Source organism: Sphingobium jiangsuense (genome assembly GCF_014196495.1).
In the GTDB taxonomy this organism is placed as follows: domain Bacteria; phylum Pseudomonadota; class Alphaproteobacteria; order Sphingomonadales; family Sphingomonadaceae; genus Sphingobium; species Sphingobium jiangsuense.
In genome coordinates this window covers 44,076-66,190 of record NZ_JACIDT010000013.1, presented here as the reverse complement: position 1 = coordinate 66,190, position 22,115 = coordinate 44,076, and the positions used below count along the sequence as shown (strand labels likewise).

Below are 22,115 nucleotides of genomic sequence, written 5' to 3'. Positions count from 1 at the left end.
TTTCTCCGTCATTAATAAGGAAAGGCACATTTATGGGATTTCGTCCTTTGCATGACCGCGTCCTCGTTCGCCGCGTAGAGGCCGAGGAAAAGACCGCCGGTGGCATCATCATCCCCGACACCGCCAAGGAAAAGCCGCAGGAAGGCGAGATCGTCGCCGTCGGCAGCGGTGCGAAGAGCGAAGACGGCAAGGTCACCCCGCTGGACGTGAAGGCCGGCGATCGTGTGCTGTTCGGCAAATGGTCCGGCACCGAAGTCAAGGTCGATGGTGAAGACCTGCTCATCATGAAGGAATCGGACATCCTTGGTATTGTTGGCTAAAGCCAACGGGCTTGGGCATCGTCGGCTAAGGCCGACCATATCGATCCGATCCAGTTCCACGATTTTCAAGCAATCCAGAAAGCAGAGGTAGATACCATGGCTGCAAAAGAGGTAAAATTTTCCCGCGACGCTCGTGAGCGCATCCTGCGCGGCGTTGACATCCTCGCCGACGCGGTGAAGGTGACGCTGGGGCCCAAGGGCCGCAACGTCGTCATCGACAAGAGCTTCGGCGCCCCCCGCATCACCAAGGACGGCGTTTCGGTCGCCAAGGAAATCGAACTGAAGGACAAGTTCGAGAATATGGGCGCCCAGATGGTTCGCGAAGTCGCTTCGAAGACCAACGACATCGCCGGTGACGGCACCACCACCGCGACCGTTCTCGCCCAGGCGATCGTGCGCGAAGGCATGAAGTCGGTCGCCGCCGGCATGAACCCGATGGACCTGAAGCGCGGCATCGATCTCGCCGTCGCCAAGGTGGTCGAGGACATCAAGTCGCGCTCCAAGCCGGTCGCCGGTTCGAACGAAGTCGCGCAGGTCGGCATCATCTCCGCCAATGGCGACCGTGAAGTCGGCGAGAAGATCGCCGAGGCCATGGACAAGGTCGGCAAGGAAGGCGTGATCACCGTCGAGGAAGCCAAGGGCCTCGAATTCGAGCTCGAAGTCGTCGAAGGCATGCAGTTCGACCGTGGCTATCTCTCGCCCTACTTCATCACCAACCCGGAAAAGATGCAGGTCGAGCTTCAGGATCCGTACATCCTGATCCATGAGAAGAAGCTGTCGAACCTTCAGTCGATCCTGCCGATCCTGGAATCGGTCGTGCAGTCGGGCCGTCCGCTTCTCATCATCGCGGAAGACATCGAAGGCGAAGCGCTCGCCACCCTCGTGGTCAACAAGCTGCGCGGCGGCCTGAAGGTCGCGGCGGTCAAGGCTCCGGGCTTCGGCGATCGCCGCAAGGCGATGCTGGAAGACATCGCGATCCTGACCAAGGGCGAGCTGATCTCCGAGGATCTCGGCATCAAGCTCGAAAACGTCACCATCGGCATGCTTGGCACCGCCAAGCGCGTCACGATCGACAAGGACAACACCACCATCGTCGATGGCGCCGGTGACGCCGAAGCGATCAAGGGCCGCGTCGAGGCGATCCGCAAGCAGATCGAAATCACCACCAGCGACTATGACCGCGAGAAGCTCCAGGAGCGTCTCGCGAAGCTCGCCGGCGGCGTTGCGGTGATCAAGGTCGGCGGTGCGACCGAAGTCGAGGTGAAGGAGCGCAAGGACCGCGTCGACGACGCGCTGCACGCGACCCGCGCCGCGGTCGAGGAAGGCATCGTCCCCGGTGGCGGCACCGCGCTGCTCTACGCGACCAAGGCCATCGAGGGCCTGAACGGCGCGAACGAAGACCAGACCCGCGGCATCGATATCGTCCGCAAGTCGCTGACCGCTCTGGTGCGCCAGATCGCCAGCAATGCGGGCCATGACGGCGCCGTCGTTTCGGGCAAGCTGCTCGATCAGGGCGACACCTCCTTCGGCTTCAACGCCGCGACCGAAACCTACGAAAATCTGGTTTCCGCCGGTGTCATCGACCCGACCAAGGTCGTGCGCACCGCGCTCCAGAACGCGGCCTCGGTCGCCGGTCTGCTGATCACCACCGAAGCGACCATCGCCGAGCTGCCGGAAGACAAGGCGGCCCCCGCGATGCCGGGCGGCATGGGTGGCATGGGCGGCATGGACTTCTAAGTCCTCGCCAACCCAGGTGAAGAAAAGAGCCGGGGGCGCGAAAGCGCCTCCGGTTTTTTCGTTCAGGGTTTGGACGGCGGGAGAGGCCGGAGTCGTAACGCCTCCTGAGATGCCGGCCTGTGCTGGCGTGACGAGGGAAATCGCTCATCTTCAGCCCATTTCTTCCACAATTCGGGCAAGGCGCGTTCCGCGTGCGATGATCTTCATTGACTGAAACCTTTGCCTTCACCATCAGTTGAATCATCCGAATACCAAGGGGGAACAAGATGAAGACTGAAGCGGTGGCGGGAACGGAAGAGCTGGCGGCGAAGCTGAAGGGGGCGATGCGCGGCTTTGCCCAGTCGGTCGTCATCATCACCACCATAGACGATGCGGGCGTCCGCTATGCGATGGCCGCGACGGCGGTGACACCGCTCAGTATGGACCCGCCCTCGATGCTGATCTGCGTCAATCGCACCGTTTCCTCCTACAAGATACTGGAAGGCGGCGCGAATTTCTGCCTCAATATCCTCGGCGTCGACCAGCAGGATATTGCCCGCTGCTGCGGCGGCGCGGCAAAGGGCGAGGAGCGCTTCGCCACCGGCCATTGGGAAACGGACGAGCACGGCCTGCCCTATGCGGCCGACGCGCAGGCGGTCATCAGCTGTCACCAGCGCCAGCGCATTTCCTACGGATCGCACGACATCTTCATCGGCGACGTGCAGTCGGTGCGCCTCGCCGATACGGTCGATCCGCTGATCTATCTGGATGGCGCCTATCGCCGCATCGGTCCGAAGCTGTAAGGGGCAGGGAATGGAACAAGGCCGGCTGGAAAACAGGATGTTCCTGCTGCTGGTGGGGGCCGCGACGCTGGCCTTCATCTGGCTGGTCCTGTCTTTCCACAATGCGATATTGTGGGCCGTGGTCGCCGCGATCCTGTTCACGCCGATGCAGCGGGCGCTGCTGAAGAAATGGCCGGGCCACGCCAATCTTGCCGCCGCCGCCACGCTGGTGACGCTGATTGCCGTGGTCATCGTGCCGATGATCATCCTGGGCGGGCTGCTGTTGCAGGAAGCCACCGCGCTTTATGGCGGCATCCGGTCGGGGCAGATCGATTTCGCGGCCTATTTCTATCAGGTGCAGAGCGCGCTGCCCGACTGGGCGACGCAGCAGCTCGACCGGCTGGGGCTGACCAATATAGAGGCGATCCGCGACCGCATCGGCAGCGGCCTTGCCGCCAGCTTCGAAACGCTGGCCGCGCAGGCGCTCAACATCGGGCAGCAGGCCTTTTCCTTCTTCGTGTCGCTGGGCGTGATGCTGTACCTCACCTTCTTCCTGCTGCGCGACGGGCCCTATCTGTCCGCGCTGGTGGTCGATGCGATCCCGCTCCATTCGGCGCAGCGGCGGGCGCTGGCGCAGAAATTCATCGCCGTGGTGCGGGCGACGATCAAGGGCAACATGATCGTCGCCATCGTGCAGGGCGGGCTGGGCGGCCTCATCTTCTGGGGCCTCGGCATCGGCGGCGCCGTATTGTGGGGCGTGTCGATGGCCTTTTTCTCGCTGCTGCCGGCGGTGGGCACCGGCCTCGTCTGGGTGCCGGTCGCCATCTATCTTTTCGCGACCGGGGCGATGGTGAAGGCCGGCATCCTCGTTTTTTGCGGGCTGTTCGTCATCGGCATGGTGGACAATGTGTTGCGTCCGATCCTCGTCGGCCGGGACACGCGCATGCCCGACTATGTGGTGCTGATCTCCACGTTGGGCGGCCTTCAATTGTTCGGCCTGTCGGGGTTCGTCATCGGTCCGGTCATCGCCGCGCTGTTCCTCGCGGTATGGGAAATCTTCATCGCGCTGCGGCGCCCCGGCGCAGCGCCGGACCAGCCCGCGCTCGCGGGAAAAATGGGGGTCGAATGAGGAAGCAGGCTCTGATTTTCGCGGCGCTGATGCTCGGCGCCGTCCATGGTCCGGCGATGGCACAGGATGTGCCTGCCACTCCCGTCGAAAGCACCGGGCAGGCATCGTCGCCGCCGGACCAGCCCAAGCCCGCCACCGTGCTGGTGACGCTCCAGACCGCCGAAGGGCCGATCGTGCTGGAGCTGGAGAAAGAGCGGGCGCCGGTCACCACCGCGAATTTCCTGCGCTATGTGGACGCGAAGCTCTATGACGGCGCGACCTTCTATCGCGCGATCAACACCGCGCCGGATTTCGGCCTGGTGCAGGGCGGCATCACGCAGTTGAAGCCGGGGCAGAAGCTGTTCCCGCCGGTCGCGCATGAGCCGACCACCAAAACCGGCCTGTCCCACCGCACCGGCACCGTTTCCATGGCGCGCAGGGAGGAAGGCTCCGCGCGCACGGATTTCTTCATCACCGTGGGCGATATGTCGAGCCTCGACGCCCATCCCGAAAATCCCGGCGACAATAGCGGCTTCGCGGCGTTCGGCCATGTGGTGGAGGGCATGGACGTGATCCTGAAGATCAAGGAGGCGCCCATTTCCCCGACGCTGGGCGCCGATAACGGGATGCAGGGGCAGATGCTCGCCACACCGGTCAAGATCGTGACGGCGCGCCGTACGCCGCCCCAGGCGCAGGCCAAGCCCGCTCCCTAAACATACTGAGCGTTGCAATCGCCGGCAAAGGGTGATGAAACTCCTGCCGTAAGGATAAGGAGGATAGTGATGAGCAGTGAACGCAGGCTGCACCCCGAAACGCTGGCGCTGCATGCCGGCTGGCGCGCGGACCCGGCCACCGGATCGGTGGCGCCGCCGATCTACCAGACGACATCCTATCAGTTCCACGACAGCGGCCACGCCGCGCGCCTGTTCGCGCTGGAGGAACTGGGCAATATCTACACGCGGCTCGGCAACCCGACGACCGCGATACTCGAAGACCGCATCGCCGCGCTGGAAGGCGGCGCGGCCGCGCTCGCCGTGGCGTCGGGGCAGGCGGCGTCGGCCTTCGCGGTGCAGAATCTGGCGCGGGCGGGCGACAATATCGTCAGCGGCACGGACCTCTACGGCGGCACCTATAATCTCTTCGCCAACACGTTGCGCGACATGGGGATAGAGGTGCGCTTCGTCGATCCCGCCGATGCGGGCGCCTTTGCGCGCGCCAGCGACGAGCGCACCCGCGCCTGGTATGTGGAGACGCTGCCCAATCCGAAGCTCGTCGTCCCGCCCATGGCGGAGATCGCGGCGGCGGGGCGGCCGCTCGGCATTCCGCTGATCGTGGACAATACCGCCGCGCCGCTGATCGCCCGGCCGCTGGAGCGGGGCGCGGCGATCGTCGTCTATTCCGCGACCAAATATCTGGGCGGCCACGGCACCTCGATCGGCGGACTGATCGTCGATGGCGGCAATTTCGACTGGTCCGCCTTTCCGGATCGCCAGCCCAATCTCAACACGCCCGATCCCAGTTATCATGGCGCGGTGTGGGCGGAGGCGGCGAAGCCGCTCGGCCCGATTGCCTATATATTGCGCGCGCGGACGATATTGCTGCGCGATCTCGGCTCGGCGCTCTCGCCGTTCAACGCGTTCCAGATATTGCAGGGCATGGAGACGCTGCCGCTGCGCATGCCGCGCCATTGCGAGAATACGGGCAAGGTCGTGGACTATCTGGCGTCGCGTCCCGATGTGGTGCGCGTCATCCATCCGTCGCGGCAGGACGGGGCGGAGCGCGCCCGCGCGGAGAAGGTGCTGACCGGCGGTTTCGGCGGCCTGCTGGGCTTCGAACTGAAAGGCGGTCTGGAGGCCGGGCGCCGGTTCATCGATGGGCTGAAGCTGCTCTATCATGTCGCCAATATCGGCGACGCGCGCAGCCTTGCGATCCATCCGGCGTCCACCACCCATTCGCAGCTCTCGCCGGAGGAGCAGGCGGCGGCGGGCGTGTCGCCCGGCTATGTGCGCCTGTCCATCGGGCTGGAGCATATCGACGACATCATCGCCGATATCGGGCAGGAGCTGGACAGAGCATAGAGCGTTTTCAAGTCAGATGGCACATCTGACGGCTCGGAAAACGCGGGAAACAAAGAATATCCAGACTCTGTCCGGTTCAATCTGAACAGGACAGAGTCTGGTGAAGTCGGCTGGAACAGCCGATGGCTTGCAATATGCGGAAAGCAAATAAAGGCAGAGCGGTGGCCGATTCAATCCAATCGGCCACCGCTCTGGCGCGTCGAGCTGATCGGGAGCTGATCGGAGAGAGGTGGGCCGGGCGCGTCCGGCCCGCCGTCAGAAATCCGCGCCGATCACCCGGTAGAGCGTGATGCGGTTGCCGATCGCGGCCAGATCGGTCGCGATCGCGCTCTGCTGCGCCGCATAGAGCGTGCGCTGCGCGTCGAGCGCGTTCTGATAGCTCGCTATGCCGCCGCGATAGCGCTGGTCGGCAAGGTCGAGATATTTGCGGCTCGCGGCGACCAGCGCGCGCTGGGCGGCCTGCTGCTCGTCTATCGTGCCCGCGCGGGCGAGGGCGTCGGATACCTCGCGGAAAGCGGTCTGGATCGCATATTCATATTGCGCCAGCGCCCGGTCCCGCTCCGCCCGGCTGACCTCGACATTGGCGCTCCTGCCGCCGCCGAACACCGAATAGCGCGCCGAGGGCGTCGCGGAGGCGGTGAAATGGCCGCTGTCGAACAGCGAGGATAGCGCCGAGCTGGCGACGCCGATCGCCGCCGTCAGGCTGATCGTCGGAAACAGCGCCGCGCGCGCCGCGCCGATATCGGCATTGGCGGCCTTCAGCAGATGCTCGGCCTGCAATATGTCGGGCCGTTCGAGCAGCACGGCGGACGACAGCCCGGCGGGCGGGGCGGCGATGCCCGCCGCGACCTCTTCCAGCGACAGCGGCAGCAGCGCGTCCTCGACCGGGGCGGCGGTCAGCAGTTGGAGCGCGTTGCGATCCTGCGCGGCCTGCGTGCTGGTGGAGGCGACGTCGGAACGCGCCTGCTGCACCACCGTCTGCGCCTGTTGCACGTCGAGTGCGCTGGCGAGGCCCGCCGCATTGAGCGATTCCGTGAGTTGCAGCGAACGCTCTGCGCTGGCCAGCGTGCTGCGCGCCAGCGCCAGCCTTTCCTGATCGGCGGCGAGGGTCGCATAGGCATTGGCGGTTTCCGCGACGAGGCTGATGCGCGCCGCCCGCGCGCCTTCCTGCGTCGCCAGCCAGTTTTCCAGCGCCGCGCGGGTTTCGTTGCGCACCCGGCCGAACAGGTCGATCTCGAACGCGCTGATGCCCAGCTCGGCGGCGTAATTCTCGCTGTTCTGGCCATTGGCGCGCGCGGCCGTGGCGGCGCCTTCGGCATTGACCGTCGGCAGCAACGCGGAGCGCTGGACGCGATATTGCGCGCGGGCGGCCATCACGCTCGCCATCGTCGCGCGCAGGTCGCGATTGGCGCCCAGCGCGCGCTCGATGAGCGTGCGCAGCTTCGCGTCGGCGACGAGCTGGTTCCACGGCAGGCCCGCCTGCTGCTGCGCGCCTTCGCCGGTGGCGGGATAGGCGGCGCCTTGCGGCCATTGCGCGGGAACCGGGGCCTCCGGCCGCTCATAGCGGGGGGCCATGTTGCAGGCGGCAAGTGGCAGGACGGACAGGGCGGCAACAAGCCGTTTCATGCGGTTACCTCTTCATTACCGGGCGCGGGATGGCCCTTTTCGCGCGAGAACAGGCGGTGGATCGTCAGGAAGAACAGTGGCACGTAGAAGATCGCCAGCACCGTCGCGGCGATCATCCCGCCGACGACCGCCGTGCCGATCGCGACGCGGCTCTGCGCGCCCGCGCCCGTCGCGATGGCGAGCGGGATCGCGCCCGCGACGAATGCCAGCGACGTCATCAGGATCGGGCGGAAGCGCAGCCGCGCCGCCTCGATCGCCGCGTCGAACGTCGGCTTGCCCTTGCGCCGCGCCTGATCGGCGAACTCCACGATCAGGATCGCGTTCTTCGCCGCCAGCCCCATGGTGGTGAGCAGGCCGACCTGGAAGAAGATGTTGTTGTCGAGCCCGCGCAGCGACACCGCCAGCACCGCGCCGAAAATGCCGACCGGAATGACCAGCAGCACCGCGAACGGGATCGACCAGCTTTCGTAGAGCGCGGCGAGGCACAGGAACACGACGAGGATCGACAGGCCGTAGAGCAGGGGCGCCTGGCCGCTGCTGCGCTGCTCCTCGAACGACATGCCGCTCCATGCATAGCTGGTGCCGGCGGGAAGCTGCTGTTGCAGCTCGACCATGCGGGCCATCGCCTCGCCGGAGCTGACGCCGGGCGCGGCCTGCCCCTGCACCTCATAGGCGGGCATGCCGTTGAAGCGGGAGAGGTTGCTCGGCCCCAGTTCCCAATGGGTCGAGGCGAAGGCGGAGAAGGGCACCATCTCCCCGGTGGAGCGGTTGCGCACCTGCCAGTTGTCGAGATCCTCCGGCAGGCCCCGGAACGGGGCGTCGGCCTGCATGTAGACGCGCTTCACGCGGCCGCGATCGATGAAGTCGTTGACATAGACAGATCCCCAGGCGGAACTGATGACGTCGTCCGCATCCGCCTGCGTCAGGCCCAGCACGGCGAGCTTCTCGGAATCGATGTCGACCTTCAGCTGCGGCGTGTCGTCGAGGCTGCCGGATCGCACGGCGGCCAGCATCGGATCCTTTTCGGCGGTTTGCAGCAGCTGGTTGTACAGCTCCAGAAAGCGTTCCCGGCTGAGGCCGCCGGTGTTCAGCAGCTTGAAGGAAAAGCCGGTGGTCTGCCCCAGGCCCTGAATGGCGGGCGGCGTCGTCGCGAAGATGCGGGCGTCGCGGATCGCGGCGAGCTTCTTGCTGGCGCGGTCGGAAATGGCGGCCGCGCCGTTGACGCTGCCTTTCCGTTCGGACCATGGCTTCAGGCTGATGAATGCCTGCCCGGCATTCTGGCCGGACCCGGAAAAGCTGAAGCCGATGATCGACATCACATAATCGACATTGTCCCGCTCATCGTTCAGGAAATAATCCTTCATCTTGTCGGCCACCGCTTCGGTATGGGACATGGTGGTGCCGGCGGGCAGCGTATATTGCACCATGATCTGCCCCTGGTCCTCGGTCGGCAGGAAGCTGGTCGGCAGGCGCGCGAACAGGCCCCAGACGATCAGCAGCAGCACGAAGAAGCTGCCCCAGAACAGCTTGCGCCGCGTCATCACGAAGCCGACGCGCTCCGCATAGCGCTCGTTGAGGCGCGCGAACCAGCGGTTGAAGCGGGCGAGCAGGCCCCGCTTCTCATGCGTTTCGGCGTTCTTGGGCCGCAGCAGCGTCGCGCACAGCGCGGGCGAGAGGATCAGCGCGACCAGCACCGACAGCAGCATGGAAGAGATGATGGTGATCGAGAACTGTCGGTAGATGACGCCCGTCGATCCGCCGAAAAAGGCCATGGGCAGCATCACCGCCGACAGCACGAGGGCGATGCCGATCAGCGCGCTGTTGATCTCCCCCATCGACTTGACGGTGGCGTCGTGCGGCGACAGCCCTTCCTCCTCCATGATGCGCTCGACATTCTCGACCACGACGATCGCGTCGTCGACCAGCAGGCCGATGGACAGCACCATGCCGAACAGGGTCAGCGTGTTGATCGAATAGCCCAGCACCTCCAGCACGCCCAGCGTGCCGAGCAGCACCACCGGCACCGCGATGGCGGGAATGAGCGTCGCGCGCCAGCTTTGCAGGAACACGAACATCACGATGATGACGAGGATCACCGCCTCCACCAGCGTCTCGGCCACTTCCTGCACCGACAATTTGATGAACGGCGTGGTGTCGCGCATATAGTGGATGGTGTAGCCTTCCGGCAGATCGCGGGAGAGTTCCTGCGTCTTCGCCTTGACGAGGTCCGCCGTCTTGAGCGCGTCGGCGCCCGGCGCCATCATGACGGCGATGCCGGAGGACGCCTGCCCGTTGAAATAGGACGATACGCTGTAGCCCTGCGCGCCCATCTCGACGCGGGCGACGTCGGACAGGCGGACGATCGATCCGTCCGTCTCCGTCTTGACGATGATGGCGCGGAACTGCTCCGGCGTTTCGAGGCGCGAGCGCGCGGTGACGGTGGCGTTTATCTCCTGCCCGGTTTCGGACGGAGCATCGCCGATCTGCCCGGCGGAAACCTCGACATTCTGGGCCTGGATCGCGCTTTCGATGTCCGAGGGCATCAGCTTGACCGCCGCCAGCTTATAGGGGTCGAGCCAGACGCGCATCGCATATTGCGCGCCGAACACATTGACCGATCCGACCCCCTCCAGACGGGAGATCGGGTCCTGGAAATTGCTGATGAGATAGTCGGCCAGATCGTTGCGGGCGGACCGGCCCGTCTTGTCGTAGAGGGCGACGACCATCAGGAAGTCTTCCTGGGTCTTTTCCACCACCAGCCCCTGCTGCTGGACGGCGGCGGGCAGGCGCCGCAGGGCCTGCTGCACCTTGTTCTGCGTCTGCATCTGCGCGGTGTCGGGGTCCGTGCCCTTCTCGAAGGTCACGGTGATGCTGGCCCGGCCGCTTGAGCTGGAGGAAGAGGAGAAATAAAGCAGGCCGTCGATGCCGGTCAGCTGCTGTTCCAGCACCTGCGTCACGCTGGTTTCCACCGCTTCGGACGATGCGCCGGGATAATTGGCGGTGACGCGCACCGATGGTGGCGCGATGTTCGGATATTGGGCGATGGGCAGGCTGAAGATCGAGGCGGCCCCGGCCATCATGATGCCGATCGCGATGACCCAGGCGAAGATCGGGCGTTCGATGAAAAAGCGGCTGAGCATGGTCGATCCGGCCTATTTGTCCGCGCCGACCGGCACCGGCTTCACCGTATCGCCGACCGAGACCTTGTTGATGCCCTCCACGATGATGCGCTCGCCCGTCTTCAGCCCCTCGGTGACCAGCCATTTGTCGCCGATGGCGTTTTCCACGGTGATGGTGCGGCGCTCGACCTTGTTGTCCTTCGTCACGACCAGCACCGTGGCGGCGCCTTTCGCGTCGCGGCTGACGCCGCGTTGCGGGGCGAGGATCGCGTTGGGCACCACCGACTGCGGCGCCACCACGCGCACGAACATGCCGGGCATCAGCAGCCCGTCCGGGTTGGGGAAGCGGGCGCGCAGCGTCACCGTGCCGCTGTTGGGATCGACGATCGGCTCGGTGAATTCGATCGTGCCGCTCTGCGGATAGTCGGTGCCGTCGTCCAGCTTCAGCCGGATGGTGGCGCTGGCGGGCAGCACCTGCCCGGCCGCGAGCGCGCGGCGCAATTGCAGCAGCTTCGCGCTCGACTGGGTGATGTCGACATAGATCGGGTCGAGCTGCTGGATCGTCGCCAGCGCGGTCGCCTGATTGGCCGTCACCAGCGCGCCGGGCGTGACCAGAGAGCGGCCTATGCGTCCGCTGATCGGCGCATAGACCTTGGTGAAGCGCAGGTTGATGCTCGCGGTGTCGAGCTGCGCGCGCGCCTGCGCGACAGCGGCCTCCGCCTGCCGCGCGGCGGCGAGCACGTCGTCCCTGTCCTGCCGGCTCACCGCATCGCCATCGGCGAGCGCGCGATAGCGCGTGGCGCGGGCCTGCGCCGCGGCGAGCGTCGCCTGCGCGCTCGACAGCGCGGCGTTGGCCTCATTGTGGGAGGCCCGGTAGAGCGACGGGTCGATCTGATAAAGCGGCTGGCCCGCCTTTACGTAGGATCCTTCCTCGAACAGGCGCTTCTGGATGATGCCGGCGACCTGCGGGCGCACCTCCGATATCATCGTGGAGGCGGTGCGGCCCGGCAATTCGGTGGATACGGTGACGGGGCCGCTGGTGAGGGTGAGCACGCCGACCTCGACCGGTCCCCTTTGCGGGGCTTCCTTCTCTCCGCATCCCGCGAGGCCCAGCGAGCAGAGGAGCATCGCGAGGCCGAAAAGGGAACGGGAAGGCAGCGGGAGAATGGGCATGAAAGGTCTTTTCCGGTTTCGGGGCAGGCGGGAAAGGGGCGGGCGCGCGGGACGGGGCGCGAAGCAGCGCAGGAGGAAAGCAGGCGCCGTCATGCCTCTTTCACAGATCATCTCGTCCTCGTTACAAATGGTTGCGGGGCCTTGCCCTGGGGCAGGACCGCCCGGTCGCCGCAGGAAACCGCGCCGGTTCCCGCAGCCCCGGTTCATAGGGGAAAGGCGGCCGGAATTTCGTATCATTTTGTATCAAAGCATGTCCTGCTTCTTGCGGGGCAGACTTATGCGGGGGAGGGCGCTAATCAGGAAGGATGAATGAGGGTGGCGTAACAGAAGGCGGAATGACCGGCGGCGACCGGACGGGCCGCAAGACGGTGCTGGTCGTCGAGGATGACGAGGATATTCGCGACCTCATCGTCGAGCAGCTGGCGCGCGACAATTATCGCCTGCTCGCCGCGCCCGACATCGCCGGGCTGCGCCGCATCTGCGCGGCCGAGGCGGTGGACCTGATCGTGCTGGACCTCAACCTTCCCGACGGCGACGGCCTGGCGCTGTGCCGCGAGCTGCGCGCGCGCGACATTGCGACGCCGGTCATCATGGTAACGGCGCGCGGCACCGCGATCGACCGCGTGCTGGGACTGGAGCTGGGCGCGGACGATTATCTGACCAAACCGTTCGAGCCGCGCGAGCTGATGGCGCGGGTGCGCAACCTGCTGCGCCGGACGGAGGGCAATGCGGCGGCCGCGAAGGTGCAGCGGCGGCTGGTCCGCTTCGGGCCGTGGCGGCTCGACCTGTTCCAGCGCCGCCTGATCGCGCCCGACGAGGGGCTGGTGATGCTGTCCTCGGCCGAATTCCGGCTGCTGAGCCGCTTCATCGAAGAGCCCAACCGCGTGCTCTCGCGCGAGGAACTGCTGCCCGAACGCAAGGCGACCGTCGCCTATGACCGGTCGATCGACCTTCAGGTGAGCCGCTTGCGGCAGAAGCTGGGGCAGATTGAAGGCGGCGCGGATCTCATCCTGACCGTGCGCAGCGAAGGCTATGTGCTGGCCTGTCCGGTGATCCATGAGTGAGGGAAGGATGAACAGACGCCTGCGCCCGTCGGTCCTCTTCCGTTCCATGGCGGGGCGCATCTTCGTGCTGCTGGCGGTGGGCATCGCGGCCAGTTCCATCATCTCGCTCTTTTTCGCCAATCAGGCCCGGCGCAACGATTTCCACCGCATCCGCCACGAACGCGTGGTGGCGAGCGCGGTGGACGTCGCCGGGCGCCTTGCCAGAGAGCCGGAGAAAACCGCGCAGATGCTCGAACAGCGCCTGATCCTCGGCGCCGCCGCCGCGCCGGTCGGGATCGCCATCGGCGATCCGGAGCCTGGACTGGCGAAGGAGCTTGAAAGGCATCTCGGCGCGGCCTCCCACCCGGAGGCGGGGCAGGTGCCTACGGGGTTTTGCTTCCGATACAAGAAACTCGACCCCCGGCAGGCGGCGGCGGGCTTTGCCGATGCGCCGCTGCCCGATTGCTGGATCGTGCGCTTCACCGACACGGCGGGCAAGCGGCAGGCGATCGCCCTCGGCCTGCCGCGCCTCACCATGCCGGCGGACAGCACGTTCCGCCCGGTGGATCTGCTGCTCATCATGCTGGTCAGCGCGCTGCTTTCCGTGCTGGTCGCGCGGGAAATCGCCAAGCCGTTGCGGCGGCTGGAAAAGGCGGCGGAGGCCTTCTCCCTCTCGCTCGACCCCCGGCCGCTGCCGGAGGAAGGGCCGGACGAGGTGCGCGCGGCCCTTTCCACCTTCAACCTGATGCAGAACCGCGTGCGCGCCGGTTTCCGCGAGCGCACGCAGCTGCTCGCGGCGATCAGCCACGATCTCCAGACCCCGCTCACCCGCATGCGCCTGCGGCTGGAGCAGGTGGACAATCCGGAACTGCGCGACAAGCTGTTGCAGGACCATCGCGCAATGCAGACGCTGGTGCGCGAGGGGCTGGACCTCGCCAGCTCGACCGAGGCGCAGGAGGACTGGGCGATGATCGACATCGATTCGGTGCTGCACAGCATCGTCGAGGATGCGGTGGAGTTGGGGCATGATGTGCGCCTGCTGTCCGAATGCGGCGGCATGGTGCGGGGCAAGCCCAATGCGTTGACGCGCTGCATCGGCAATCTGGTGGACAATGCGGTCAAATATGGCGGCGATGCGGAAATCCGCTGCACCCGGACGGACGGCCATGTGTGGATATCGGTCCGCGACCATGGGCCGGGCATAGACGAGGCGGAGCTGGACGAGATGTTCGAGCCGTTCACGCGCGGCACGGCGGGCCAGCCGGGCGGGCGGTCGGGCACCGGTATCGGCCTGACGATCGCGCGCACGCTGGCGATGACCTTCGACGGATCGGTGCGGCTCGCCAATGCGGAAGGCGGCGGCCTGATCGCGACGATTCATTTCGAGGGGTAGGGAATTCCGATCGAATGACCGGCGCGCCCTGCCGGGATCAGTTGGCCATGGCGATCCGGATCGGCGCCTTGGCGGCAGGCGTGGCCTCTTCCGGGTAGATGAAGCCGAAGGCACCGTTCGACCGCTGGCCCAGATCGCCGATCGGGCCGTACCAGACGCGCACGTCGGTCCAGTCGTTGTTCGGCGACACGTCCACCGCGCGCACATTGCGTTCGATGCCGCCGCGATAGGACCAGTTCGCATGGGTCAGCAGCACCTCGCGATCGCTGACGACCTTGCTGACCATCGCGACATGGCCGACCGGCATGGAGCGGCTGGAGGAGAAGGCGAGCACCGCGCCAACGCGCGGTTCGTGGCCGCGCTCATAGCGGCCTTGCGCCTGCGACCACCAGGTCCCGGCGTTGCCGTAAAGCTCGATGCCGGAAATCTGGCGCGCGAAGGGCGCGCATTACAGGACGCCCGCGATGGTGGGGGAGGCGGTCAGGGCGCCGAGCGCAAGCATTGCCGTTGCGATCAAAGCGCGAAAACCAGACTTCATTCGTGCGACCCTCGGTAGAACAGCTTGAACTGTGTGGGCGTCCTTAGGGCAGAGCGGCGGCGATCTGAAAAGCGCCGGGCGACGAACCGTTTCGTCGCTGCGTCGATCTGCGCCGGGTTGCTCCATTTCCTAACGGAAATCGGCCGTTTTTAACGGAATTTAACGGATTTTAACCGGTGCGGCCCGCCGGGCAGGGGCGATATGGCGGCGGGCGGGGTTATATTATATGGTGCGCGCCGGCTTTGTCCGACGCAATGCGGGGTGGCATGGGGCAGGAAATCGAACTGAAGCTGGAAGTGCCGGAGGACGCCGCGCGCCGGATCGAGGCGGCCGGGCTGTTCCACGGCAAGCCGAGGCGCGTTCGCCAGCACGCCACCTATTTCGACACGCCGGATCTGGCGCTGCGCCGCTCCGGCATGTCGCTGCGCATCCGCAAGGAAGGCGCGCGGCTGGTCCAGACCGTCAAGACCGGGGGCGGCGGCATCGGCCTGTTCGAGCGCGGGGAGTGGGAGCGGGATATCGCCGACGAAATGCCGGTGCTGGACGAAGAGGCAGTCTTGCCGCTCCTGCCGGGCGGCACAGCCGGATCGATCGCGCCGCTTTTCGTGGTGCGCAACGACCGGACGATATTGTCCGGCGAGGGTGAGGCGATAGAGGCGGTGCTCGACCGGGGCATGGTCGTCGCGGGCGATCGTCAGGCGCCCTATTGCGAGCTGGAGCTGGAACAGAAGGGCGGGGCGCGGGCGGCGCTGTTCGATCTGGCGCGGAAAATCGGCGCGGTCGTGCCGGTGCGCCTCGGCCTGCTGAGCAAGTCGGAGCGGGGCTATCGGCTGCTCGGCCCGCTGCCGGTGGCGGCGCGGGCGGAGGCGGTCGCCGTGCTGCCGTCGATGACGGTGGCGGCGGCGTTCCGGGCGATCATCCTCGCCTGCATCCGCCAGTTCCGCCTCAACGAGATGCTGATCCTGGAGCGGGACGACCGCGACGCCTTGCATCAGGCGCGGGTCGCGCTGCGGCGGTTGCGCTCGGCGCTGTCGTTGCTGCGGGCGTCGATGGCGGACGCGCCTTATGCGCGCTTTTCCGGGGAATTGCGCTGGCTGACGGGCGAGCTTGGCCGCGCGCGGGACATCGACGTGCTGGCCGACCGGCTGGCCGACGAAGAGCTTGCCCAGGCCCTGCTGCGCCATCGGCGCGATGCCTATGCACAGGTGCGCCGCGCGCTCGATTCGCCGCGCGCGCGGATGCTGGCGCTGGATCTGGTGGAATGGGTGTCAGGCGACGGGGGGACGGAACTGGCAGGCGGTGCGGGCGCGCTGCCCGTCGGCGATTTCGCTGTCGCGCTGCTCGACGATCTGCGCCGTAAGGTGAAGAAGCGCGGGCGCCATCTCGTCGACATCGATGACGAGGCCCGCCACCGGCTCCGCAAATCCGCGAAGAAGCTGCGCTATGCGGCGGAATTCTTCGCCGGGCTCTATGAAGGGAAGGAAGAGCGGCGGGCGAAGCATTTCCTCTCGACCCTCTCGGCGTTGCAGGACGATCTGGGCGCGCTCAACGATCTGGCCACCCTTCCCGGCCTGCTGGCGGAGCTGGGGTTGGAGGGGCAGGCCGAAGCCCTTCTGCCCGCGCGGATGCGGGACAAGGAGAAGTTGCTGCACAAGGCCGCCGGGGCGCATGCGGCATTCGCGGACGCCGCGCGTTTCTGGCGACAGGATAGGGACTGATGCGCAATCTCGATTTCACCTCCTGGCACAGCCTGCTGACGACGCTGCTCGGCCTGGCGCTGATCACGCTGATCGGAATGGGCATCCGCCTGCTGATGATGGTGACCATCCAGCAACGGCGGGAAAGGATGAACCGCCAGATCAACGAGCGGCTGCGCACGCTGATCGCCGCCTACAAGGTGCTGGGCGGGTCGTTCACCGGCACGCTGACCGTGGACCCCACCCATTTGCGGCAATTGCGCCGGGAGGGGCCGCCCGCCGAGACTCCGGACGCCTCCGCCGAGGGCGCGACGGGGTCCGATCGCGCCCGCCGCATCCGCGATGCGGTGGAGGCGGCGCTGTCGGACATCATCCTGCTCGGCACCGAGGAGCAGGTGCGGCTGGCCGAGCATGCGGCGCGCGAGCTGGTCGCCGGGCGTCCGGTGCACACGCATGAACTGGTCGTCTCGCTGCGCGCCTTCATCCGCGAGGCGCTGGATCTCGACCCGATACCGGCGGATGTTCAGGTGCCGATGCAGGGGCCGGCGCGGCCGTCCGGTTCCGGCTCGCGGGACAAGGACAATCGCGGCAAGGACGGGGCGGGACGCGGCGGCGGCATGGGAATGGGCGGCGCGATGGGTGTCGGGATGGGCGTGGGCCTCGGCGTCGGCTCGGTTGAGGAGGGCCCGGCGTCGTCCTCTCATTCCTGAGGTCCAGACACATTCTCCACCGTTCGGGCTGAGCTTGTCGAAGCCCTGTCTTTCTTCTCGCCCCAAGAGAAAAGCAGCCGTTGGGTCAGTCTCCTACGCGCCGCCGTCCCTTTTTTCCCGGTCGAGCAACTCGCGCTTGCGCTCCACGCCCCAGCGATAGCCCGACAGCGACCCGTCGGTGCGCACGACGCGGTGGCAGGGGATGGCGACCGCGATATGGTTGGCCGCGCAGGCCCCGGCGACGGCGCGCACCGCTTCGGGCGCACCGATGCGCTTTGCCACCTCCGCATAGCTTGCGGTCCGGCCCGCCGGTATCTCCCTCAGCGCCTGCCAGACGCGCTGCTGGAATGCGGTGCCGCGCACGTCGAGCGGCAGGTCGAGGCCGATCGCCGGTTGCTCGACGAACCCCACCACCTGCGCGACCAGCCGCTCATAGTCGGCATCGCCGCCGGTCAGCGCGGCGCGGGGGAAGCGGTCCTGCAACTCGCGGACCAGCTCATCGGGATCGTCGCCCAGCAGGATCGCCGCCACGCCCTTTCCGCTCGACGCCACAAGGATCGCGCCGAGCGAGCATTGGCCCACCGCGAAGCGCAGCGCCTCTTCCGCGCCGCCGCGGCGATAGCGGGTCGGGGTCATGCCCAGCATCGCTTCCGATTGGGCGTAGAAACGGCCATTGGAGCCGAAGCCAGCCTCATGGATCGTCTCGGTCACGCTTTTTCCTTTCGCAAGAGTGTCGCGCACCCGTTTCGCCCGGTGCGCGGCGGCATAGCCTTTGGGCGTCAGGCCCGTCCTCGCCCGGAACAGGCGATGGAAATAAGCCGGGCTGAGGCGCACCGCCGCGGCGAGATCGGCCAGCGGGATATTTCCTTCCGCCGTTTCGATGATGCGGCAGGCGCGCTCGATCCGCGCGGCGTTTTCCTCTTCCGTGGAAGCGCCGTCGGGGTTGCAGCGCAGGCAGGGGCGGAAACCCGTGCGCCGCGCGCTTTCGAGCGTGTCGTGCAAGGTCACATTCTGCGGATTGGCGGTGCGCGACGGGCAGGACGGGCGGCAATAGACGCCAGTGGTGGCGACGGAATACCAGAAGGCGCCATCGGCACTCCTGTCACGCGCCACCACCCGCACCCAGCGGGGGTCGTGCGCTGTCGGAAGCGGCGGGGATTTGTACGGATCGGTCATCATTCCACCATCATGCCAGCGGGCTGCGGCGCGCGCGCTCCATTTCCTGCTCTCAAATCCGATATAGGGTGGGAGAGGCTTCAAGGGGAGCCGCTATCGCGATTCGACCGCCGTGCATGTGGCCACGCGAAACCATCGCCGCGCCTTCGCTTCGGTCTGTTCGGGTATCTGATGGAGGGGGTGGCGCACTCGACAGGATTCGAACCTGTGGCCTCTGCCTTCGGAGGGCAGCGCTCTATCCAGCTGAGCTACGAGTGCATGACGCCTTGTGGCAGGCCGCTTAGCAAAGCGAAGCGGCCTGCGCCAGCCACAAATTGCGCGCCGGGCATAAAATCGCGGGCGGGAATTCCTCCTACCCCGAATGGAACGGCTATTTGCCCGGCTTTTCCATCTTCTGGCCCGGCTTTTCCATCTTCTGGAAAGTGCCGAGGCCGCAGCTCGCCCCCTGGCTCAGGCCGCCGCCGAAGCTTTGCAGCACCGTGATGATGTCCACCGAGCAGAGCTGGCTGGTCGAGATCTTGTAGGCGAACCGTTCCTCCATCTTCAGGCCGGGGCAGCGATGGGACAGGCGGTTGCGATAGACGGTGCCGTTGTTCATCTCGAAATCGATGGTCTGGTCGTCGATCACGCGGGTGGATCGCAACTGGCTGGGCATGATGCAGGAAACCGGCTCGCCGACCGGGACCAGTTCGGCGGCCTTGGCCTTGCCGTCCTTCGCTGCGCCACCCTCCTCGGCCAGCGCCGGGGCGGGCAAAAGGGCGAGTGCGACAAGCGGGACGAGCGCGGGGGCGACGAAACGAGAGATAACAGGTGCCATCATATCCTCCTCTCCGGCCGCAGTACGCGCTCATGGCTGAACGCGGGCTGACGGCCCTGTCAGGCTGCTTTGGACGCGTTTGCCGGCGCGGGCGTCTTGGGCTTGTACCGGCACAGGTCCGATACCGGGCAACGCCAGCATTCCGGCTTGCGCGCCTTGCATATATAGCGACCGTGGAGGATCAGCCAATGGTGCGCGTCGCGGCGGAAGGGGGCGGGCGTCTGTTTTTCCAGCTTCCGCTCGACCTCCAGCGGGTTCTTGCCCGGCGCGAGGCCGGTGCGGTTGCCGACGCGGAAGATATGGGTGTCGACCGCGAAGGTCTCCGCGCCGAAGGCGGTGTTCATCACCACATTGGCGGTCTTGCGCCCGACTCCGGGCAGGGTGGTCAATATGTCGCGATCCTTCGGCACCTCGCCGCCGAAATCGCGCACGAGTATCTCGGACAGGGCGATCACATTCTTCGCCTTGGCGTTGAAGAGGCCGATGGTCTTGATGTGCTGCTTCAGCCCTTCCTCGCCCAGCGCGACCATCTGCGCGGGGGTCCTGACCTCGCGAAACAGCGCGCGCGTCGCCTTGTTGACGCCGACGTCGGTCGCCTGGGCGGAGAGCACGACCGCGACCAGCAGCTGATAGTCGTTGCCATATTCCAGCTCCGTGCGCGGGGCGGGGTTGAGTTCCGCCAGGCGCCGGTAGAATTCGAAGATATCGTCTTTCTTCATCGCGGCGGCGGCTCAGAGGCCCAGCACGCTCTTCATCGCATAGCGGCCCGCGGGCTGATCCTTCAGCCACAGCGCCGCCTTCACCGCGCCGCGCGCGAAGATGGCGCGGTTTTCGGCACGGTGGGAAAGGGTGATGCTCTCGCCCTCGGTGGCGAGGATCACGCTATGGTCGCCCGGCACCGATCCCCCGCGCAGTGCGGCAAAGCCGATGGCGCCCTTCGCCCGCGCGCCGGTGATGCCGTCGCGGCCGCGCTCGCTATGGTCGGCCAGCGCAATGCCGCGCCCCTTCGCTGCGGCCTCGCCGAGCAGCAGCGCGGTGCCGGAGGGCGCATCGACCTTGTGCCGGTGGTGCATCTCGACGATCTCGATATCCCAATCGTCATCGAGACGGCGGGCGGCTTCCTCGACCAGTGCGGCGAGCAGATTGACGCCGAGCGAGGTATTGCCGGTCTGGAGCACCGGAATCGTGCGCGCGGCCTCGTCGATCAGGCGATGATGCTCCGCCTCCAGCCCGGTGGTGCCGATGACGATCGGTTTGCCCGCACGGGTGCAGGCGTCGAGCGTGGCGGCGAGTGCGGCGGGCGAGGAAAAGTCGATCAGCACGTCGCTGTCCGGCACCAGCTTCGCGAGGTCGCCCTCATGCCGGTCCACCCCGCCCGCCAGCGTGAGGCCCTGTGCGCCGAGCTCGGCCAGGATCGCCATGCCCATGCGCCCCGCGCTGCCGATAATGCCGATTGCCGTCATGGCCATTTCCTTCCCGTTCCGTCCTAGCGCGCCGATGCCAGACTCCGCGCCCAATGTCACCGGCTTTCGTTGGGGCAGGGCGTTCAGATGAACTTCGCCGCCATCCACAGCGCCATCGCCACCATCATCACATTTTCGGTCAGCGAGACGAAGCCGAGCGGCACATTGCCGCTGCCGCCGACGCAGGCGCATTTGAGGCTGCGCCCGTCGATATAGACCGCCTTGAACACCGACACCGCGCCGATGCCGCCGATGAACAGCGCGACCGGGATCGACAGCCAGTGCAGCACGCCCGCCAGCATCAGCACGCCCGCGCCCAGCTCCAGAAAGGGATAGGCATGGGCATAGGGCACGATGCGCCGGGCGAGCAGGTCATAGCCGAGGAACATCGTCGCGAAGCGCTCCACATCCTGCAATTTCAGCATGGCGAGCAGCATCATCGTGGCGGCGATGAAACGTTCGGCCAGTTCGATGCCGACCAGCGGCGCGCCTGTCAGCCGGTTGATCGCCAGCGCCAGCAGCAGCCCCACCACGAACACCGCCAGCACCGGCACATAGCTGGTCGCCGCCGGGTCCCTGACGGGCAGGCCGAAAAAGCGGCGCAGATCGTCATAGCCGCCGATCCGCTCGCCATCGATGAAGACCTGCGGCGTCGTCCTGACGTCATGGGCGGCCTTGAACGCCTCCTGCTCCTCGCGCGTGGTGATCCAGCGATCCTCGACCTCATAGCCCCGCTTGCGCAGCAGGTGCCGGGCCTTGATGCCATAGGGGCAGATGTGGTTGGGCATCACCATGCGGTGGAGGATGGCGCGCCGGGAATGGCTGGTGGCGGGGGTTGCGGTCATGGCATCTGTCCCTTGAAGGTGAAATCGATGCCCTCTATCTAGGGTCCGTACCATGGTACGGAGTCAAGGGCTGATGACGAACAATGCGGCGATGACGATCTCGGCCCTCGCGCAGGCGGCGGGCGTGGGGGTGGAAACGGTGCGCTTCTACCAGCGGCGCGGCCTGCTGGAATTGCCGGAACGCAGCGGCGGGAGCGGCCTGTCGGGCGGCATCCGCCGCTATGACGCGGAACATCTGCGCCGCCTGCGCTTCATTCGCTCGGCGCAGGGGGCGGGGTTCACGCTCGACCAGATCGGCGAACTGCTGCGCCTCGACGCAGGCGAGGATCGCGCGCGGGCGCGGGAGCTGGCGCGCGAGCAACTGGGCGTGCTGAATGCGAGGATCTCCGAGCTGGAAAATGCCCGCGCGGCGTTGCTGCGGCTCGCCCATGCCTGCGAGGCGTCGGACAGGGGGCCATGCCCGATCCTTGCCGCGTTCGACCGGCGATGAGGTCTTGCATCGCGGGCACAT

19 protein-coding genes, 1 tRNA gene and 1 pseudogene are annotated in these 22,115 nt (G+C 66.5%); 11 read left to right on the top strand and 10 right to left on the bottom strand.

The features are described from left to right. The first annotated feature begins 32 nt into the window (after positions 1 to 32). From groES to GGR43_RS16520, 6 genes are all read left to right on the top strand, one after another. On the top strand, positions 33 to 320 hold the full coding sequence (groES, locus tag GGR43_RS16545) for a co-chaperone GroES (protein ID WP_188073074.1): 288 nt from the start codon (positions 33 to 35) through the stop codon (positions 318 to 320). A 96-nt stretch (positions 321 to 416) separates the two neighbouring features. Beyond that, positions 417 to 2,057 carry a chaperonin GroEL gene (gene groL / locus GGR43_RS16540; protein ID WP_188073073.1) on the top strand — a complete coding sequence of 547 codons (1,641 nt, stop codon included), beginning with the start codon at positions 417 to 419 and terminating at the stop codon, positions 2,055 to 2,057. Between the two features lie 266 nt (positions 2,058 to 2,323). Next, on the top strand, positions 2,324 to 2,839 hold the full coding sequence (locus tag GGR43_RS16535; protein ID WP_188073072.1) for a flavin reductase family protein: 516 nt from the start codon (positions 2,324 to 2,326) through the stop codon (positions 2,837 to 2,839). Positions 2,840 to 2,849: 10 nt separating this feature from the next. Continuing rightward, positions 2,850 to 3,947 (top strand): AI-2E family transporter, encoded by a 1,098-nt coding sequence (locus GGR43_RS16530; RefSeq protein WP_188073071.1) that lies wholly within the window; start codon positions 2,850 to 2,852, stop codon positions 3,945 to 3,947. After that, the gene (locus GGR43_RS16525) at positions 3,944 to 4,639 is read left to right on the top strand and encodes a peptidylprolyl isomerase (RefSeq protein ID WP_188073070.1); all 696 of its coding nucleotides are present in this window, start codon (positions 3,944 to 3,946) and stop codon (positions 4,637 to 4,639) included. The genes GGR43_RS16530 and GGR43_RS16525 overlap by 4 nt, the downstream gene beginning before the upstream one ends. Before the next feature lie 69 nt (positions 4,640 to 4,708). Next, on the top strand, positions 4,709 to 6,004 hold the full coding sequence (locus tag GGR43_RS16520) for an O-acetylhomoserine aminocarboxypropyltransferase/cysteine synthase family protein (protein ID WP_188073069.1): 1,296 nt from the start codon (positions 4,709 to 4,711) through the stop codon (positions 6,002 to 6,004). 255 nt (positions 6,005 to 6,259) lie between these two features. Here the strand turns inward: GGR43_RS16520 and GGR43_RS16515 are convergent, their stop codons facing one another. Genes GGR43_RS16515 through GGR43_RS16505 form a run of 3 tightly spaced genes read right to left on the bottom strand, consistent with a single transcriptional unit; the run spans position 6,260 to position 11,922 of the window. Beyond that, the gene (locus GGR43_RS16515) at positions 6,260 to 7,630 is read right to left on the bottom strand and encodes an efflux transporter outer membrane subunit (protein ID WP_188073068.1); all 1,371 of its coding nucleotides are present in this window, start codon (positions 7,628 to 7,630) and stop codon (positions 6,260 to 6,262) included. Then, positions 7,627 to 10,770: an efflux RND transporter permease subunit gene (locus tag GGR43_RS16510; protein ID WP_188073067.1), complete on the bottom strand. Its 3,144-nt coding sequence runs from the start codon at positions 10,768 to 10,770 to the stop codon at positions 7,627 to 7,629. The genes GGR43_RS16515 and GGR43_RS16510 overlap by 4 nt, the downstream gene beginning before the upstream one ends. A 12-nt stretch (positions 10,771 to 10,782) precedes the next feature. Beyond that, on the bottom strand, positions 10,783 to 11,922 hold the full coding sequence (locus tag GGR43_RS16505) for an efflux RND transporter periplasmic adaptor subunit (RefSeq protein ID WP_188073066.1): 1,140 nt from the start codon (positions 11,920 to 11,922) through the stop codon (positions 10,783 to 10,785). A gap of 335 nt (positions 11,923 to 12,257) precedes the next feature. On the opposite strand from GGR43_RS16505, the gene GGR43_RS16500 reads away from it, so the two are divergent. Together GGR43_RS16500 and GGR43_RS16495 are read left to right on the top strand one after the other, a co-directional pair. Further along, positions 12,258 to 12,986 carry a response regulator transcription factor gene (locus tag GGR43_RS16500; RefSeq protein WP_188073065.1) on the top strand — a complete coding sequence of 243 codons (729 nt, stop codon included), beginning with the start codon at positions 12,258 to 12,260 and terminating at the stop codon, positions 12,984 to 12,986. A 7-nt stretch (positions 12,987 to 12,993) separates the two neighbouring features. Next, complete coding sequence (locus GGR43_RS16495; protein ID WP_246343843.1) at positions 12,994 to 14,358, top strand: ATP-binding protein; 1,365 nt, start codon at positions 12,994 to 12,996, stop codon at positions 14,356 to 14,358. 37 nt (positions 14,359 to 14,395) lie between these two features. Here the strand turns inward: GGR43_RS16495 and GGR43_RS16490 are convergent. Then, positions 14,396 to 14,896: pseudogene (locus GGR43_RS16490) on the bottom strand (CHAP domain-containing protein). A gap of 266 nt (positions 14,897 to 15,162) precedes the next feature. Here GGR43_RS16490 and GGR43_RS16485 point away from each other — a divergent pair. Both GGR43_RS16485 and GGR43_RS16480 read left to right on the top strand, forming a co-directional pair. Further along, on the top strand, positions 15,163 to 16,614 hold the full coding sequence (locus tag GGR43_RS16485; RefSeq protein WP_188073063.1) for a CYTH and CHAD domain-containing protein: 1,452 nt from the start codon (positions 15,163 to 15,165) through the stop codon (positions 16,612 to 16,614). After that, positions 16,614 to 17,303: a hypothetical protein gene (locus GGR43_RS16480; RefSeq protein ID WP_188073062.1), complete on the top strand. Its 690-nt coding sequence runs from the start codon at positions 16,614 to 16,616 to the stop codon at positions 17,301 to 17,303. Before GGR43_RS16485 ends, GGR43_RS16480 begins: the two co-directional genes overlap by 1 nt. Positions 17,304 to 17,396: 93 nt before the next feature. On the opposite strand, the gene ada is transcribed toward GGR43_RS16480, so the two are convergent. From ada to GGR43_RS16450, 6 genes are all read right to left on the bottom strand, one after another. Beyond that, a complete protein-coding gene (gene ada / locus GGR43_RS16475; RefSeq protein WP_246343842.1) occupies positions 17,397 to 18,482 on the bottom strand; it encodes a bifunctional DNA-binding transcriptional regulator/O6-methylguanine-DNA methyltransferase Ada in 1,086 nt (361 codons plus the stop codon). Positions 18,483 to 18,660: 178 nt separating this feature from the next. Next, positions 18,661 to 18,737: transfer RNA gene (locus tag GGR43_RS16470), tRNA-Arg, on the bottom strand. A 112-nt stretch (positions 18,738 to 18,849) separates the two neighbouring features. Continuing rightward, positions 18,850 to 19,299, bottom strand: coding sequence for a hypothetical protein (locus GGR43_RS16465; RefSeq protein WP_246343841.1), 450 nt, complete (start codon positions 19,297 to 19,299; stop codon positions 18,850 to 18,852). A 56-nt stretch (positions 19,300 to 19,355) separates the two neighbouring features. Then, the gene (gene nth / locus GGR43_RS16460) at positions 19,356 to 20,015 is read right to left on the bottom strand and encodes an endonuclease III (protein WP_188073061.1); all 660 of its coding nucleotides are present in this window, start codon (positions 20,013 to 20,015) and stop codon (positions 19,356 to 19,358) included. Positions 20,016 to 20,027: 12 nt separating this feature from the next. Then, positions 20,028 to 20,759, bottom strand: a complete 732-nt coding sequence (dapB, locus tag GGR43_RS16455) for a 4-hydroxy-tetrahydrodipicolinate reductase (RefSeq protein ID WP_188073060.1) — start codon at positions 20,757 to 20,759, stop codon at positions 20,028 to 20,030. A gap of 83 nt (positions 20,760 to 20,842) precedes the next feature. Continuing rightward, positions 20,843 to 21,604, bottom strand: coding sequence for a glutaredoxin family protein (locus GGR43_RS16450; RefSeq protein ID WP_223177490.1), 762 nt, complete (start codon positions 21,602 to 21,604; stop codon positions 20,843 to 20,845). A gap of 73 nt (positions 21,605 to 21,677) precedes the next feature. Between GGR43_RS16450 and GGR43_RS16445 the strand changes: the two genes are divergently transcribed. Next, positions 21,678 to 22,094, top strand: coding sequence for a MerR family transcriptional regulator (locus GGR43_RS16445; RefSeq protein WP_246343840.1), 417 nt, complete (start codon positions 21,678 to 21,680; stop codon positions 22,092 to 22,094). Positions 22,095 to 22,115: the final 21 nt, after the last annotated feature.